The organism is Achromobacter sp. FW305-C-30-7 (genome assembly GCF_058783105.1).
This window is the reverse complement of record NZ_JBYSYI010000001.1, coordinates 525653-541666: the sequence shown is the minus strand read 5'-3', so window position 1 is coordinate 541666 and position 16014 is coordinate 525653. Positions and strand designations below refer to the sequence as shown.

The following is a 16014-nucleotide window of genomic DNA, read 5'->3' as shown; positions in this document are numbered from 1 at the left end:
GACACATACACATCTCTGGAGATTCATTCATGGCCACCCACCAACCGCTCGAGCCCCAGGCGCCCTGGCGGCAACTGACGGTAGACGCCAAGGACTGGCAACAGGCGGATCCCGCCCTGCTCGGCACCATGCTGACCCAGCTGCACTGGATCCGCGCCTTTGAAGAGGCCGTGCTGGACCTGGCCGCCGAAGGCCTGGTGCATGGCCCGGCGCATTCGTCCGTGGGCCAGGAAGGCGGCGCGGTCGGCTCGGTGCTGGCGCTGGGCGCCGGCGACCAGATCAACGGTTCGCACCGCGGCCACCACCAGTTCCTGGCCAAGGCGCTGCAGCATGTCGCGCCGCTGGGCCTGGACCCGCGCAATCCGCTCACGCCCGCCATCGACGAGGTCCTGCAGAAGACGCTGGCCGAGATCATGGGCCTGGCCCAGGGCTATTGCCGCGGCCGCGGCGGCAGCATGCACCTGCGTTGGCTAGAAGCCGGTGCGCTGGGCACCAACGCCATCGTCGGCGGCGGCGTGCCGCTGGCCGCCGGCGCGGGCTGGGCGCACAAGCACGCCGGCACCGACCGCGTCGCCGTGACCTATTTCGGCGACGGCGCGGTGAACATCGGCTCGGTGCTGGAAACCATGAACCTGACCGCGGCCTGGAAGACGCCGCTGTGCTTCTTCATCGAGAACAACCGCTACGCCGTGTCCACCACGGTGGAAGAGTCCACCGCCGAACCGCGCCTGTCGGCGCGCGGCCTGGCCTTCAACATCCCCTCGTGGAAGGTGGACGGCATGGATCCGCTGGCGGTCCACCTGGCCATGTCCGAAGCCGTGGCGCACATGCGCGCCGGCAACGGTCCCACCATCGTCGAAGTGGACGTGTACCGCTTTTTCCACCAGAACGGCCCCTTCCCCGGTAGCGCCTTCGGCTACCGCAGCAAGGATGAAGAATCGCAATGGCGCCGCCGCGATCCGCTGGACAAGATCGCCACAGAGATGATCGGCCGCAAGCTGATCACGCAAGCCGAAGTGGACGCCCTGCGCCAGCGCTGCAAGGACGTGATGAAGGATGTGTCCGGCCGCCTGACCGAAGCCGCCGACGGCGGCAAGCGCCGCGTGCGCGCCGACCTCTGGCCCAGTCCCGACTTCCGCGACGTAGGCCTGCGCAGCGACGGCTCGGAACTGGCCGGCCTGCGCTACCAGGAAGCCGCCGACCACGCCGGCCAGTCCGCCGAGCGCAAGTTCGTGGACGCGGTGGCCGACGTGCTGGACCGCCGCATGGAAACCGACGCCGGCGTGGTGGTGCTGGGCGAAGACGTGCACCGCCTGAAGGGCGGCACCAACGGCGCCACCCGCGGCCTGAAGGACAAGTATCCCGACCGCGTGCTGGGCACCCCCATTTCCGAGAACGCCTTCGCCGGCCTGGGCGGCGGCCTGGCCATGGACGGCCGCTACCGGCCTATCGTGGAATTCATGTACCCCGACTTCATGTGGGTCGCGGCCGACCAGATCTTCAACCAGATCGGCAAGGCCCGCCACATGTTCGGCGGCGACATCAACGTGCCCTTCGTGTTGCGCACCAAGGTCGCGATGGGCACGGGCTACGGCTCGCAGCACTCCATGGATCCGGCTGGCATCTTCGCCACCGCGCCCGGCTGGCGCGTGGTCGCGCCGTCCACTCCCTATGAATACGTGGGCCTGATGAACACCGCGCTGGCCTCCAAGGACCCGGTGCTGGTGATCGAGCACGTCGACCTGTATGCGTCCTCGGGCGAGGTGCCGATCGACGACCTGGACTACGCCATTCCGTTCGGCAAGGCTCGCGTGCGCCGCGCGGGCGGCAAGGTCACCATCCTGACCTACCTGTCCATGGTCAGCCGCGCGCTCAAGGCCGCCGAAGCGGCGGGCGTGGACGCCGAGGTCATCGACCTGCGCACGCTGGACCGCGCCAGCCTGGACTGGGACACCATCGGCGCCAGCATCATGAAGACCAACAACGTGCTGATCGTGGAGCAAGGCGCGCGCGGCACGTCCTACGGCGCCATGCTGTCCGACGAGATCCAGCGCCGCTACTTCGACTGGCTGGATCAGCCGGTCAAGCGCGTGACCGGCGGCGAGGCCTCGCCCAGCATCTCCAAGGTGCTGGAGCGCGCGGCCTTCGCCGATACCGAGGAAGTGATGGCCGGCCTGGCCGACGTGCTGGCCGACATGGGAGAACAGGCATGAGCACAGCCCTGCACATGACCGTGCCGATGGAAGTTGGCATCTGCTGCGCCGACCTGGACGCGCTGCTGGCCTTCTACACCGAGGTGGTGGGCCTGAAACTCGTCAACCGCGTCAGCGTGCCGGCCGACAAGGCCCAGGCCACCGGTCTGACACGCCACGGCTATGACGTGGCGCGGCTGCAGACCAGCTATGGCGAACGCATCAAGCTGTTGCAGCCCGCCGCCGCGCCCGAGGCCGCCGCGCGCGGCGCGGCCATCCTGGACCGCCAGGGCGCCACTTACCTGACCTTCATCGTGCGCGACCTGCCCGGCGTGGTGCGCGGACTGGAAGCGAAGGGCGTGGTGTTCGACAGCAAGCCGGCGCCGATGGAAGTGCGCCCCGGCACCTGGCTGGCGTTCTTCCGCGACCCCGAAGGCAATGTGCTGGAACTGGTCGAATACGACGATCCCGCCACCTACCGGCCCGACCTGGCCGGCGCCGCAGAATAGGACGAACAACGTGGCACACCTTATCAAGCTCCCCTCCGTTGCGGCCGACACCTCGGGCGGCACGCTGCACCAGTGGCTCAAGAAAGAAGGCGACACCGTCGCCGTGGGCGAGGCGCTGGCGGAAATCGAAACCGAGAAGGCCATCGTCGAAATCAATGCCGAGCAGGCCGGCGTACTGGGCCGCATCGTGGTCCAGGCCGGCGCGGCCTCGGTGCCGGTCAACACCGTGATCGGCGTGCTGCTGGTCCAGGGTGAAGACGCTACGGCTATCGACTGCGCGCTGGCCGTAGCCGGCGCCGCGCAGCCCGCGGCAACACCTGCGGCTGCTGTTGCTGGCAGCGCTGGCCCGGCCCCTGTCGCCGCCCCGGCTTTGGCTTCGGCCAGCAGCGCTGCCACCTCGGCTTCTGCGAGCGCCGCAGCCGCGCCTCAGGCACCCGCTGCCGCAGGCACCGCAGCTGTTCCTGGCGGACGCCTGTTCGCCAGCCCGCTGGCGCGCCGCCTGGCCGCGCAATGGCATGTGGACCTGCTGGGCGTGACCGGCACCGGCCCGCACGGCCGCATCGTGCGCCGCGACGTGGAAGCGGCCCGCGACCGCGCTCCGGCCGCCGCAACCGCGCCGCTGGCCGGCCGTCCAGCCGCACGCCGCATCCCGCACACTGGCATGCGCCGCGCCATCGCCCGCCGCCTCACGGAAAGCAAGCAGAACGTGCCGCACTTCTACCTGACGGTGGATTGCAGGATGGACGCGCTGCTGGCCCTGCGCGCGCAAGCCAACCAGGGCGGCTCGGTAAAGCTCTCGGTCAATGACTTCATCGTGCGCGCGGCGGCGCTGGCCCTGCGCGAAGTGCCGGAAGTGAACGCCAGCTGGCATGAAGATGCCGTCGAGTACCACGCCGGCGCCGACATCTCGGTGGCGGTGGCGACCGATGGCGGCCTGGTCACGCCCATCGTGCGCGACGCGGACCTGAAGTCCTTGTCCGCCATCGCGGGTGAAATCGTCGAACTGGCCGGCCGCGCCAAGATCAACCGTCTGAAACCCGAGGAATTCACCGGCGGCTCGCTGACCGTGAGCAACCTGGGCATGTACGGCATCAGCCAGTTCGCTGCCATCATCAATCCCCCGCAGGCCGCCATCCTGGCGGTGGGCGCGGCCGAGAAGCGCCCGGTGGTGGACAGCGAAGGCCAACTGGCCGTCGCCACCGTCATGACGGTGACCTTGTCGGCAGACCACCGCGTGGTGGACGGCGCGGTGGGCGCGCGCTGGCTGGCCGCCTTCCGCACGCTGATCGAAAACCCCGTGCGCATCCTGTTGTGAGCCCCGCCATGACCAAGACTACCTTTGATCTCGTCGTGGTGGGCGGTGGCCCCGGCGGCTACGTCGCCGCCATCCGCGCGGCCCAACTGGGCATGTCGGTCGCCCTGGTGGAACGCGCCGAACTGGGCGGCATCTGCCTGAACTGGGGCTGCATCCCCACCAAGGCGCTGCTGCATAGCGCCACCGTGCTGCGCGCCTGCCGCGAGGCCGCTCACTATGGTGTGGCGGGCGCGGGCGAAGCGCGCCCGGACCTGGCCGCCATGGTGGCGCGTTCGCGCAAGGTGGCGGGCCGCCTGGGCCAGGGCGTCTCGCACCTGATGAAGAAGAACGGCGTGACCGTGTTCGCCGCCAGCGCCAAGCTGGCGGGCGGCGGCCGCCTGGCGCTGGACAACGGCAACACGTTGTCGGCCAAGCACATCATCCTGGCCACGGGCGCGCGCGCCCGCGAACTGCCGGCGCTGCCCCTGGGCGAACGGATCTGGGCCTACCGCCAGGCGCTGGTCCCGGCCGAGATCCCGAAGTCGCTGCTGGTGGTGGGCGCCGGCGCCATCGGCGCGGAATTCGCCAGTTTCTACCGCGCCGTGGGCGCGGAGGTCACGCTGATCGACATGACTGCGGAGATCCTGCCGCAGGAAGACGCGGAAATCTCGGCGCTGGCTCGCAAGGCTTTCGAGAAGCAAGGCATACGCGTGCTGACGCAGTGCGCCGTGACTTCGTCCTCGTTGACCGCAACCGGCGTGATAGTGGCGCTGGATCAGCAAGGCAAGCGCAGCGAACTGGAAGTGGACCGCGTTATCGTCGCCGCCGGCATCGTCGGCAACGTCGAGAACCTGGGCCTGGAGCAGACCCGCGTCAAAATCGAGAAGACCCATATCGTGACCGACGGCCTGTGCCGCACGGGCGAGCCCGGCGTCTACGCCATTGGCGACGTGGCCGGCGCGCCGTGGCTTGCGCACAAGGCCAGCCACGAAGCCGTGCTGTGCGTGGAAGCCATCGCCGGCAAGCCCGCGCATCCCATCGATCCGCTGCGCATTCCGGCCTGCACCTATTCGTATCCGCAGGTCGCCAGCATCGGCATGAGCGAAGCCCGCGCCCGCGAACACGCCACCAAGACCGGCGGCGACATCCGCGTGGGCAAGTTCACCTTCGCCGGCAACGGCAAGGCGATCGCCATGGGCGAGGACCAGGGGCTGGTGAAGACGGTGTTCGACGCCAAGAGCGGCGAGCTGCTGGGCGCGCACATCATCCACCCCGAAGCGTCCGAGCTGATCACGGGCTACGGCGTGGCGGCTTCGCTGGAGGCCACCGAGGAAGACCTGATGCACACGGTATTCGCGCACCCGACCCTGTCGGAAACGCTGCACGAATCGGTGCTGTCGGCGTTTGGCCGCGCCTTGCACGCCTAGGACCTGCCTGCCCCGGGGCCTGCTTGCGCAGGTCGCAGGCGCAAACCGCCACGCGGCGCGGACTCAGATCCGCGCCGCCAGGAAGTCCAGGAAACAGGCTATACGGCGCGACAGCTGCGTGTTGCGGTAATACACCGCGTGCATGGGCTGCAGGTAGTCCGTGTGCGCGGCCTCCATCAACTTCACCAGCCTGCCGGCCTTGACGTCCTCGCGCACCACAAAGTCGGAAAGGCAGGCGATGCCCACGCCGCGCACCGCCAGTTGCCGCTGCGTTTCGCCGCTGGAAGTCGCCAGCGTCGGCATCGCCAGATAGCTGGATCCGCCGGCGTGGCGCAAGGGCCAGACGTTGAGGCTTTCGGGCTGGGTGAAGCCCAGCACCTCGTGCGCGGCCAAATCCTCCACCGTCTCCGGCGCGCCGCGCCGGGCGATGTAGTCCGGACTGGCCATCACCCAGCGCGGCGACGGCCGCAGCGGGCGCGCGTGCAGGGTGGAGTCCGTCAGCGGCCCCATGCGCAGCGCCACGTCGGTGCGATGTTCCATGAGGTCGACGATGCGGTCATTGCTGGTGAGCTCGAGCGTGATCGCCGGATACTCGCGCCGGAACTCCGCCACCAGCGGCACCACGCAATGCAGCATGACCGGCACCGACGCATCCACCCGCAAGCGGCCCGCCGGACGCTGATGCACCATGCGCATGCAGTCCTCGGCTTCGTCCAGCGACGCGACGATGTGCCTGGCCTTGGGGAGAAAATGCTTGCCCTCTTCGGTCAGGTCCATGCGCCGGGTGGTGCGGTTGAGCAGCGTAACGCCGAGTTCTTCCTCCAGACGCGACAGGCCCCGGCTGACGCCCGAGGCAGTGTGGCCCAGCAGTTCTGCGGCGGCGCTGAGGGATCCCGCGTCCACTACGCCCAGGAAGAGCCGCAGCGCGTCTGAGTTCAGGGACATGGCTGGCTCCTTGGTTTGTGGATCGATTGTATAGAGGGCAACAGCCCTGAATGAAGCGAAAAAAAAGCGGCGCCTGAAAGCGCCGCCCTTCTCATGCATCAGCAAGCGAGAATCAGCGCTTGCCCTTCTGCTTCAGCTGCGACAAATCCCGCACCGCGCCGCGATCCGCCGACGTCGCCAGGGCCGCATAGGCCTGCAGCGCCTGCGACACGACACGTTCGCGTCCCACCGGCTCCCAGCCATCAGCACGAGCATCCATCGCCGCGCGGCGGCGCGCCAGTTCCTCGTCCGACACCGCCAGATGCATCTTGCGGTTCGGGATATCGATCTCGATCACATCGCCCTCTTCCACCAGCCCGATCGTGCCGCCTTCCGCCGCTTCCGGCGAAGCGTGGCCGATCACCAGGCCCGACGAACCGCCCGAGAAGCGGCCATCGGTGAACAGCGCGCAGGTCTTGCCCAGGCCCTTGGACTTCAGGTACGACGTGGGGTACAGCATTTCCTGCATGCCCGGGCCGCCCTTCGGGCCTTCGTAGCGGATCACCACCACGTCGCCCGCGACGATCTTGTCGCCCAGAATGCCTTCCACGGCGTCGTCCTGGCTTTCGAAGACGCGCGCGCGGCCGGTGAAGACCCATTGCGACTCGTCCACGCCGGCCGTCTTCACGATGCAGCCCTTCTCAGCCAGGTTGCCGTACAGCACGGCCAGGCCGCCGTCCTTGGAATAGGCGCTTTCCTTGCTGCGGATGCAGCCGGTCTTGCGGTCGGTGTCCAGCGTCAGGAAGGTTGCGTCCTGGCTGAAGGCCACCGTGGTCGGGATGCCCCCAGGCGCCGCGCGGTAGAACTTTTGCGCTTCCTCTCCGGCGCCGCCGGCCACGTCCCATTGCTTGATCGCATTGCCCAGCGTGCCGCTGTGCACGTTGCCGCAGGACAGGTCCAGCAGGTCCGCGCGCGCCAGTTCACCCAGGATGCCCAGGATGCCGCCGGCGCGATGCACGTCTTCGATGTGGTACTTGTCGGTGGCGGGCGCCGCCTTGCACAGGCACGGCACCTTGCGCGAAATGCGGTCGATGTCGGCCATGGTGAAATCCACGCCGGCTTCCTGCGCCGCGGCCAACAGGTGCAACACCGTGTTGGTCGAACCGCCCATGGCCACGTCCAGCGCCATGGCGTTCTGGAACGCGCTCTTGGTGGCGATGCTGCGCGGCAGGACCGACTCGTCCTCTTCCTGGTAATAGCGGCGGCACAGATCCACCACCAGGCGGCCGGCCTGCTCGAACAAGCCCTTGCGCCAGGCGTGCGTGGCGACGATGGTGCCGTTGCCCGGCAGGGCCAGGCCGATGGCTTCGGTCAGACAGTTCATCGAGTTGGCGGTGAACATGCCGGAACAGGAGCCGCAGGTCGGGCAGGCGCTGCGTTCGACTTCAGCCACTTCGGCATCCGACACCTTGGGGTCGGCGGCCTTGATCATGGCGTCGATCAGGTCGATCTTGGCGATGACCTTGCCGTCGGTGGGCGACTTGACCTTGCCCGCTTCCATCGGGCCGCCCGACACGAACACCACCGGGATGTTCAGGCGCATGGCGGCCATCAGCATCCCCGGGGTGATCTTGTCGCAGTTCGAGATGCAGACCATGGCGTCGGCGCAATGCGCGTTGACCATGTATTCGACCGAGTCGGCGATCAGTTCGCGCGAGGGTAGCGAATACAGCATGCCGCCGTGGCCCATGGCGATGCCGTCGTCCACGGCGATGGTGTTGAATTCCTTGGCGACGCCGCCCGCGGCTTCGATTTCCTTGGCGACCAGCGCCCCCAGGTCGCGCAGGTGCACGTGGCCCGGCACGAACTGCGTGAACGAGTTCACTACCGCGATGATCGGCTTGCCGAAGTCGTCGTCCTTCATGCCTGTGGCGCGCCACAGGGCGCGGGCGCCGGCCATATTGCGGCCGTGGGTCGATGTGCGGGAGCGGTAGTGCGGCATGGTTTGTCTCGGGCTGTAGCTGTTAGCGTAGGCGGCAAAACGTTAAATAATACGCTGGTTCCGGACCCGTCCGTCCGCCGGCCGCGCCCGGGACGCCGCAGCGGCCATCAGGCGGACGCCATGCCGCGGGCCGCGAAGACGCTGGGCGGCTCGCCCACGGCCTTGCGGAACATGGCTGCGAAGGCGCTGGGGCTTTCGTAACCCAGGTCCAGCGCCACCTCCAGCACGCGCTCGCCGCGCGCCAGCCGCTCCATCGCCGCCAAGAGCCGCGCCTGCTGGCGCCAGCGGCCGAAGGTCATGCCGGTGTGCCGCAGGAACAGGCGGTGCACGGTCTTCGGGTCCACCCCCAGCGCGCGCGCCCAGTCGGCCGCGCCATCCTGGCGTTCCGGATGGCGCACGATGGCGCGGCAGATGCGGGCCAGGCGGGGCTCGGATGGCTGCGGCAGGTGCAGCGGCAACACCGGCTCCTGGCGCAGCTCATCCAGCAGCAACATCATCAGCCGGCCGTCGCGCGTGTCGGGCGCCCAGTCCAGCGGCACTTCGGCCGCCGCCACCATCAGCTCCCGCAGCAAGGGAGAAATCGACAGCACGCAACATTCCGCCGGCAGATGGGCGGCCGCGCCCGGCTCCACGAAGACCGTGCGCATGCGCGGCTCGCCGCTCATGCGCAGGCCGTGCGAGACCCAGGCCGGCACCCAGACGCCGCGCGTGGGCGGCACCACCCAGATGCCGGCGTCGGTATCCACCACCATCACGCCGGAGATCGCATAAAGCAGCTGGGCGCGGCGGTGACGGTGGCGGCGGACGCGGTGGCCATCTTCGTAGTCCACCGCCAGCCCGGCCACGGGCCGGCGCGAGGATTCATAGGGAAACAGGTCCAGATCTGCGGGCTTATAGGGCGCGCGGGTGCGGGCCGCGGGGTCGGGCTTGTCCATTTTGCGACGATTGCGATTGAAATGGCGTGGGATGGTCTGGCCAGTGTACCCACACCCGGACTTCACCCGCGCAGCGCCAGCAATGACTCCTGCAAGTGCCGCAGGCCCCGGCTGAGGGGTTTGTCCCGCCGCAGCACGATGGCCAGGCTGCGCGACAGCCGTGGCGCAAGCGACCGCACTTCCAGCGCCTGGCGCCGGCCCGCGCCCGACACCGCCAGCCTGGGCAGGATGGCGCAGCCCAAGCCGGCGGCCACGATCTCCTTCATGGCCTCGGTGCTGCCCAGTTCCATCACGGGCTTGGCGGCCACGCCGGCTTCCTCGAACCAGTCGTCCACCAGACGGCGGGTGCGCGCGCCGGGCTCGAACAGCACCAGCGGCAGCTGCGCCAGCGCCTGCGGCGTGGCGGCGGCGGGAATGGCGGCCGCATCGCGGGCGGGAAAGATCGCCACGAACTCGTCCTCCAGCACCGGCGTAACCTGGAACATGCGTCCCGGCGCGGGCAAGGTGACCAGGCCGATGTCCAGCGTGTTGTTCTCCAGTCCGCGCAGCATGTCGGCTGTGTTGCCGGTGCTCGCCACGATGTCCAAGGCGGGAAAGCGGCGCCGCAGGTCAGCCAGGATAGGCGGCAGCAGATAGGTGCAGGCGGTGGCGCCGGTGCCCAGGCGCACCCGGCCGGACACCTGGGACGCATGCGCGGTCATGGCAAGTTCCGCCTGCCCCAGCGCGGCGTCGATGACCCGCACGTGCTCCAGCAGTTCCAGCCCGGCCGCGGTCGGGCCGGCGCGGCGGCCGATGCGTTCCACCAATTTCAGGCCGAAGCGCCGCTCCAGCTGACGGATCTGCAGGCTGACGGCGGGCTGGGTCACGCCGCCCCGCTCCGCGGCGGCGGAAAAACTGCCCAGTTCGATCACCAGCGCAAAGGTGCGCAGATGGTCCAGGTTGAGGCCGCGCATCGCTCTATCCAAAGTTTTATTTATGAAAATCATAATAGACCAAAGCTTTATTAATAAATAAGCTTGCGCGACACTGGCGGCTTGTTTCTTCACTCCCATTGCCACGGCCTGCTCATGTCGTCCCCCGCCCCCACCATCCTCATCCGCGACAGCGCGGAAGCCGATCTTCCCGCCATCAAGACCATCTACGCGCACCATGTGCAGCACGGCGCGGCCTCGTTCGAATTGGATCCGCCGTCCATCCAGGACATGCGCCAGCGCCGCGCCGCCGTGCTGGAAAAGGAAATGCCGTATCTGGTCGCAGAGATCAACGGCGAGGTGGTGGGCTACGCCTACGTCACCCCGTACCGCCCGCGCCCGGCCTACCGGCACACGGTGGAGGACTCGGTGTACGTGAAGGCGGGCCGCTCCGGCCTGGGCATAGGCGGCAAGCTGCTGGCCGCGCTGATCGAGCGCTGCACCGCCGCCGGCTGGCGCCAGATGCTGGCCGTGGTGGGCGACAGCCGCAACGCCGCTTCCCTGGCGCTGCACGCCAGCCAGGGCTTCCATCCCGCCGGCACCTTGCGCTCGGTGGGACACAAGCATGGCGAATGGCGCGATACCGTGCTGATGCAGCGCGCGCTGGGCGAAGGCGACGCCACGCCGCCGCAACGGCCGTGATCGCGCCGCGCGCCATCGTCTGCCTGGGGCTGACGCAACTGGTCGGCTGGGGCGTGATGTATTACCTGATCGGCGCCCTGGGGCCGGCCATCGCCGCCGACCTGGGCTGGAACGCCGCCACGGTCTACGGCGGTTTTTCAGCGGCCATCGTAGTGATGGCCATGGTGTCGCCGCTGGCCGGCGCGGCCGTGGACCGCTGGGGCGGCCACCGCGTCATGCCCGTGGGCGCGGTGCTGGGCGCGCTGGGCTGCGCGGGCCTGTCGATGGCGCACGGCATCCCTCTGTACTTCCTGGCCTGGGCCGTGCTGGGCGTGGGCATGCGGCTATGCCTGTACGACGCGGCTTTCGCCTCGCTGGCGCGCGCGGCCGGCCCCTCGGCACGCCGACCCATGTCGCAGATCACGCTGTTCGGCGGGCTCGCGTCCACGGTGATGTGGCCGGTGGGCCATGCGCTGTCAGGCTGGCTGGGCTGGCGCGGCGCGGTGCTGGCCTATGCCGGCCTGGCGCTGGCCACAGTGCCGCTGTACCTGGCGCTGCCGCGCGAACGCTACACCGCAGCAGCAGGCGGCAAGGACCCGATTTCCGCCGGCCTCACGCGCAACGCCGCCGAGCGCCGGCTGGCGGGCGCACTGTACGCCTTGATCGCGATGCTGACCAACTTCCTGGCAGCGGGCAATGCGGCCCATCTGATTTCGCTGTTGTCGGGCCTGGGCCTGGCCGCGGCCGCCGCGGTCAGCGTGGCGGCGCTGTGGGGCGTCGGCCAGTTCGCGGCGCGCCTGGCCGACGTGGCGCTGGGCTCGCGCCTGCATCCGCTGACGCTGACGCTGGCGGTGTGCGCGATCTTGCCGCTTTGCTTTCTGCTAGCGCTGCTGTCCGGCGGCAACCTCTACGCCACCGCTGCCTATGCGCTGCTTTATGGCGCCTGCAACGGCCTCTTGACCATTACCCGCGGCACCTTGCCGCTGGCGCTGTTCGACTTCCGCAGCTATGGCACGCTGGTCGGCTCGCTGCTGATCCCCAGCTTCCTGCTCACCGCCGCCTCGCCGGTGGCCTATGCCTACATCGTGGACAGCCACGGCGCGCGCGGCGCGATGGCGCTGTCGCTGGGACTGGCCGCGGCGATCTGCGCGGCGGCGTTCGCGCTGCGGTGGAAGTTCATACGAAGGACGCGCGCGGCATTCGCCTGAAGCGCCGGCCGCGCGATCCGCTCCCGGTATCCGCCGCGCCACGGCGCGCGGTGCCCGGAGCCGCCGAGTCCTAGCCTTCGGCGGCGGAAGCCACCACCCATTTTTCCCAGCCGATTTTCCTGAGCTTGCAGGCGGGGCATTCGCCGCAGCCATAGCCCCAGTCATGGCGCGCGCCGCGTTCGCCCAGGTAGCAGGTATGGCTTTCCTCGACGATGGTTTCCACCAGCGCGTCGCCGCCCAGTTGATGCGCCAGCGCCCAGGTTTCGGACTTGTCGATCCACATCAGCGGCGTCTCGATCGTGACCCTGGACCCCAGGCCCAGGCCCAGCGCCACCTGCTGCGCCTTGATGGTGTCGTCGCGGCAATCGGGATAGCCGGAGAAATCGGTTTCGCACATGCCGCCCACCAGCACGTCCAACTGGCGGCGATAGCCCAGCGCGGCGGCCAAAGTCAGGAACAGCAGGTTGCGGCCGGGCACGAAGGTATTGGGCAGGCCGTTGGCCTGCATCTCGATGGCGCGGTCGCTGGTCATGGCGGTGTCGCCCACCTGGCCCAGCACCTTCAGGTCCAGCAGATGGTCCTCGCCCAGGCGCGGCGCCCAGTCGGGAAAGTTGTTGCGGATGTCGCGCAGCACATTCAGGCGCGCGCTCAATTCGATGTGGTGCCGCTGGCCATAATCGAACGCCACGGTTTCCACATGGGCATAGCGCTCCAGCGCCCAGGCCAGGCAAGTGGTGGAATCCTGGCCGCCCGAAAACAGCACGAGCGCGCGACGTTGATGATTTTGCATAAAAGGGGGCTTCTGGAAAGACGAAGGGACGGCAGGCTTGTACGGACAGGGAACAGCCAGCCTTTAGTGTAAACACGCTGCTGGCGGACTTTAAAGCGCCCCAGGCGGTCGCCGTTAAAAGTCTGCGTAAAATCTTCCTGATTCTTTTTTCCGGTTTTCCTGCAACGCCCCTTCTTTCCCGCCTCTTCCCCTCTCTCAGCAGCCTCGACGGATCCCCGCCAGATGAATGCCATGCGCCCGCAGTCCGATTCAGCAGAACCCTTGCGTCACGATATCCGGCTGTTAGGCCGATTACTGGGCACCGTCATCGAAGAATGCGAGGGCAAACGCGTTTTCGACACCATCGAAACCCTGCGCCGCACGGCCGTGAAATTCCGTCGCGAAGGCAACGACGCCGACGGCAAGCTGCTGGAACAACGCGTCAAGCGCCTGCAAGGCAGCGACCCCAACTCGGTGGCGCGCGCCTTCAGCTACTTCCTGCATCTTTCCAATATCGCCGAAGACCGCGACCAGAACCGCCGTCAGCGCGCCCGCGCCATCGCCAGCGACGCGCCGGAGCGCGGCAGCCTGCGCGAAGCCGTGCAGACCCTGGGCCGCCAGGGCGTCGGCGTGGCGCGCATCCGCCGCCTGCTGGCGGAGGCCTGCGTGATGCCGGTGCTGACCGCGCACCCCACCGAAGTGCAGCGCAAGAGCACGCTGGACGTGCATCGCGAGATCGCCGCCGCGCTGATCCAGCGCGAGGGCACCCTCACCCCGGACGAGCTGGCCGACCTGGACGCGTCCCTGCTGGGCCGCGTGGCCACGCTGTGGCAGACCCGCATGCTGCGCTACACGCGCTTGACGGTCGCCGACGAAATCGAGAACGCGCTGTCGTACTACCGCAGCACCTTCCTGCAAGTCATACCCCGCGTGTACGGCGACCTGTCCAAGCTGTTGACCCGCGAATCCGCCAAACCGTTCGCCGCACCGCCCGCGCCGCTGGAGCCGTTCCTGCGCATGGGCAGCTGGATCGGCGGCGACCGCGACGGCAACCCCAACGTCGACGCCAGCACCCTCGAACGCGCGCTGCTGCGCCAGGCCACCGTGCTGTTCGAGCACTATCTGCAAGAGGTCCACGCGCTGGGCGCGGAACTGTCCGTCACCACCCTGCTGATCGGCGTCGACGCCGAACTGCTGGCGCTGGCCGAGGCCAGCGGCGACGACTCGCCCCACCGCCGCGACGAACCGTACCGCCGCGCGCTGGTCGGCGTCTACGCCCGCCTGGCCGCCACCGCGCAGCGCCTGACGGGCCAGAACCTGGCGCGGCGCAGCACCGTCGCCGCCAGCGCCTACGAACGGCCGGAAGAACTGTCCGCAGACCTGGCCGTGATCGCCGCCTCGCTGGCCGCCCACCACGGCGCCCCCATCGGCAAGCTGCGCCTGGCAGGACTGCAGCAGGCCGTGGAAGTGTTCGGCTTCCATCTGGCCACGGTGGACCTGCGCCAAAGCTCCGACGTGCACGAGCGCGCGCTGGCCGAACTGTTCGCCCTCGCCGGCACCCAGCGCAACGGCAAGCCGCTGGACTACCTGGCGCTGACCGAAGAGGAACGCGTCGAACTGCTGCGCGCCGAACTGGCGCAGGCGCGTCCGCTGGCCTCGCCCTGGATCGCCTACAGCGAAGACACCACGCGTGAACTCGCGGTGCTGCGCGCCGCCGCCGCCGGCCGCGCGCGCTACGGTAAGCAGGCCGTGCGCCAGACCATCGTGTCGCACACCGAAACGCTGAGCGACCTGCTCGAAGTCATGGTGCTGCAGAAGGAAGCCGGCCTCATCGCCCCCGCCGGCCAGGACATCCAGCCCGAAGACGGCCTGATGGTCGTGCCGCTGTTCGAGACCATCCCCGACTTGGAACGCGGCGCCGACATCATGGCCGCCTGGCTGGACCTGCCAGAAATCCGCCAGCGCGTGAAGCTGGCGCAGAACGGCGCGCAGGAAGTCATGCTGGGCTATTCGGACAGCAACAAGGACGGCGGCTTCCTCACGTCCAACTGGTCGCTGTACCAGGCCGAACGCGCGCTGGTCGACGTGTTCTCGGCCCGCAACGTGCGCCTGCGCCTGTTCCACGGCCGCGGCGGTTCGGTGGGCCGCGGCGGCGGCTCCAGCTTCGATGCCATCCTGGCGCAGCCCCCAGGCACCGTGGCCGGCCAGATCCGCCTGACCGAGCAGGGCGAAGTCATCCAGAGCAAGTACAAGGACGCCGAGGTCGGCCGCTGGCACCTGGAACTCCTGGTCGCCGCCGTGCTGGAATCCAGCCTGGCGCCGCGCGCCGAGGCCACCAGCGCGGAAGACGCGCACATGGCCCAGCACGGCCCCGCCATGTCGTTCATGTCGGATACCGCGCAGCGCACCTACCGCGGCCTGGTCTACGACACCCCACGCTTCGCCGACTATTTCTTCGCCGCCACGCCCATCAGCGAAATCGCCGGCCTGAACATCGGCTCGCGGCCCGCCTCGCGCAAGAAGGGCCAGCACATCGAAGACCTGCGCGCCATCCCCTGGGGCTTTTCCTGGGCGCAATGCCGCCTGATGCTGACCGGCTGGTACGGCATGGGCTCGGCCATCGAGGCCTATCTGGAAACCGGCGCACCCGATGCGCCCCGCTCGCGCCGCGGCCGCCTGGCCCAGCTGCGCGAAATGGCGCGCGACTGGCCCGCGTTCCGCACGCTGCTGTCCAACATGGAAATGGTGCTGGCCAAGTCCGACCTGGCGATTGCCGCGCGCTACGCGCAGCTGGTGCCGCAACGCGGCTTGCGCGAACGCATCTTCGGCGCCATCAGCGCCGAGCATGGCCGCACGCTGGCCATGCTCAAGCTGCTGACCCAGCGCGAGCTGCTGGCCGACAACCCCACGCTGCAGGCCTCGCTGCGCGAGCGCTTCGCCTACATCGATCCGCTCAACTACCTGCAGATCGATCTGATCCGCCGCCACCGCGCGGCACAGAAGCATCCCGAGGCCGAGGTCGACAAGCGCGTGCAGCGCGCCATCCACCTGACCATCAACGGGATTGCGGCGGGGCTGCGCAACTCGGGTTAGCGCATTGCTGGCACAATGGCGCGCGGTATAGAATGAGTCCGATTCTCATCTTTAACCCGCGCCATTTTT

General features: G+C 68.7%; 12 protein-coding genes. 7 read left to right on the top strand and 5 right to left on the bottom strand.

Annotation, left to right across the window (positions count from 1 at the left end; all coding sequences use genetic code 11):
• Positions 1–29 precede the first annotated feature (29 nt).
• From AC3WOB_RS02610 to lpdA, 4 genes are read left to right on the top strand one after another with little or no spacing between them, the layout of a single operon-like run.
• Positions 30–2213 (top strand): alpha-ketoacid dehydrogenase subunit alpha/beta, encoded by a 2184-nt coding sequence (locus tag AC3WOB_RS02610; protein WP_492274082.1) that lies wholly within the window; start codon positions 30–32, stop codon positions 2211–2213.
• The gene (locus AC3WOB_RS02605) at positions 2210–2701 is read left to right on the top strand and encodes a VOC family protein (RefSeq protein WP_013396526.1); all 492 of its coding nucleotides are present in this window, start codon (positions 2210–2212) and stop codon (positions 2699–2701) included. The genes AC3WOB_RS02610 and AC3WOB_RS02605 overlap by 4 nt, the downstream gene beginning before the upstream one ends.
• Before the next feature lie 10 nt (positions 2702–2711).
• Positions 2712–4016: a pyruvate dehydrogenase complex dihydrolipoamide acetyltransferase gene (locus AC3WOB_RS02600; protein ID WP_492274081.1), complete on the top strand. Its 1305-nt coding sequence runs from the start codon at positions 2712–2714 to the stop codon at positions 4014–4016.
• 8 nt (positions 4017–4024) lie between these two features.
• Positions 4025–5422 (top strand): dihydrolipoyl dehydrogenase, encoded by a 1398-nt coding sequence (gene lpdA / locus AC3WOB_RS02595; RefSeq protein WP_492274080.1) that lies wholly within the window; start codon positions 4025–4027, stop codon positions 5420–5422.
• Between the two features lie 63 nt (positions 5423–5485).
• Here the strand turns inward: lpdA and AC3WOB_RS02590 are convergent, their stop codons facing one another.
• The 4 genes from AC3WOB_RS02590 to AC3WOB_RS02575 all read right to left on the bottom strand — a co-directional run bounded on the left by AC3WOB_RS02590 (position 5486) and on the right by AC3WOB_RS02575 (position 10236).
• Positions 5486–6367, bottom strand: a complete 882-nt coding sequence (locus AC3WOB_RS02590) for a LysR substrate-binding domain-containing protein (RefSeq protein WP_492274079.1) — start codon at positions 6365–6367, stop codon at positions 5486–5488.
• 112 nt (positions 6368–6479) lie between these two features.
• Positions 6480–8348: a dihydroxy-acid dehydratase gene (gene ilvD, locus AC3WOB_RS02585; RefSeq protein WP_013396530.1), complete on the bottom strand. Its 1869-nt coding sequence runs from the start codon at positions 8346–8348 to the stop codon at positions 6480–6482.
• Positions 8349–8455: 107 nt separating this feature from the next.
• Positions 8456–9283 carry an AraC family transcriptional regulator gene (locus tag AC3WOB_RS02580; protein ID WP_492274078.1) on the bottom strand — a complete coding sequence of 276 codons (828 nt, stop codon included), beginning with the start codon at positions 9281–9283 and terminating at the stop codon, positions 8456–8458.
• Positions 9284–9345: 62 nt separating this feature from the next.
• A complete protein-coding gene (locus tag AC3WOB_RS02575; protein ID WP_492274077.1) occupies positions 9346–10236 on the bottom strand; it encodes a LysR family transcriptional regulator in 891 nt (296 codons plus the stop codon).
• A gap of 114 nt (positions 10237–10350) precedes the next feature.
• Between AC3WOB_RS02575 and AC3WOB_RS02570 the strand changes: the two genes are divergently transcribed.
• Both AC3WOB_RS02570 and AC3WOB_RS02565 read left to right on the top strand, forming a co-directional pair.
• Positions 10351–10896 (top strand): GNAT family N-acetyltransferase, encoded by a 546-nt coding sequence (locus tag AC3WOB_RS02570; RefSeq protein WP_492274076.1) that lies wholly within the window; start codon positions 10351–10353, stop codon positions 10894–10896.
• Positions 10893–12083 carry an MFS transporter gene (locus AC3WOB_RS02565; RefSeq protein ID WP_492274075.1) on the top strand — a complete coding sequence of 397 codons (1191 nt, stop codon included), beginning with the start codon at positions 10893–10895 and terminating at the stop codon, positions 12081–12083. The genes AC3WOB_RS02570 and AC3WOB_RS02565 overlap by 4 nt, the downstream gene beginning before the upstream one ends.
• A gap of 70 nt (positions 12084–12153) precedes the next feature.
• On the opposite strand, the gene queC is transcribed toward AC3WOB_RS02565, so the two are convergent.
• Positions 12154–12873 (bottom strand): 7-cyano-7-deazaguanine synthase QueC, encoded by a 720-nt coding sequence (gene queC, locus AC3WOB_RS02560; RefSeq protein ID WP_013396535.1) that lies wholly within the window; start codon positions 12871–12873, stop codon positions 12154–12156.
• A 222-nt stretch (positions 12874–13095) separates the two neighbouring features.
• On the opposite strand from queC, the gene ppc reads away from it, so the two are divergent.
• Positions 13096–15945, top strand: coding sequence for a phosphoenolpyruvate carboxylase (ppc, locus tag AC3WOB_RS02555; protein WP_492274074.1), 2850 nt, complete (start codon positions 13096–13098; stop codon positions 15943–15945).
• Positions 15946–16014: the final 69 nt, after the last annotated feature.

Excerpts from the sequence above, each read along its gene's own strand:
- AC3WOB_RS02605 (WP_013396526.1), top strand. The coding sequence starts at position 2,210 with ATGAGCACAGCCCTGCACATGACCGTGCCGATGGAAGTTGGCATCTGC.
- lpdA (WP_492274080.1), top strand. The coding sequence starts at position 4,025 with ATGACCAAGACTACCTTTGATCTCGTCGTGGTGGGCGGTGGCCCCGGC.
- ilvD (WP_013396530.1), bottom strand. The coding sequence starts at position 8,348 with ATGCCGCACTACCGCTCCCGCACATCGACCCACGGCCGCAATATGGCC.
- AC3WOB_RS02610 (WP_492274082.1), top strand. The coding sequence starts at position 30 with ATGGCCACCCACCAACCGCTCGAGCCCCAGGCGCCCTGGCGGCAACTG.
- queC (WP_013396535.1), bottom strand. The coding sequence starts at position 12,873 with ATGCAAAATCATCAACGTCGCGCGCTCGTGCTGTTTTCGGGCGGCCAG.
- AC3WOB_RS02590 (WP_492274079.1), bottom strand. The coding sequence starts at position 6,367 with ATGTCCCTGAACTCAGACGCGCTGCGGCTCTTCCTGGGCGTAGTGGAC.
- AC3WOB_RS02580 (WP_492274078.1), bottom strand. The coding sequence starts at position 9,283 with ATGGACAAGCCCGACCCCGCGGCCCGCACCCGCGCGCCCTATAAGCCC.
- AC3WOB_RS02570 (WP_492274076.1), top strand. The coding sequence starts at position 10,351 with ATGTCGTCCCCCGCCCCCACCATCCTCATCCGCGACAGCGCGGAAGCC.
- AC3WOB_RS02575 (WP_492274077.1), bottom strand. The coding sequence starts at position 10,236 with ATGCGCGGCCTCAACCTGGACCATCTGCGCACCTTTGCGCTGGTGATC.
- ppc (WP_492274074.1), top strand. The coding sequence starts at position 13,096 with ATGAATGCCATGCGCCCGCAGTCCGATTCAGCAGAACCCTTGCGTCAC.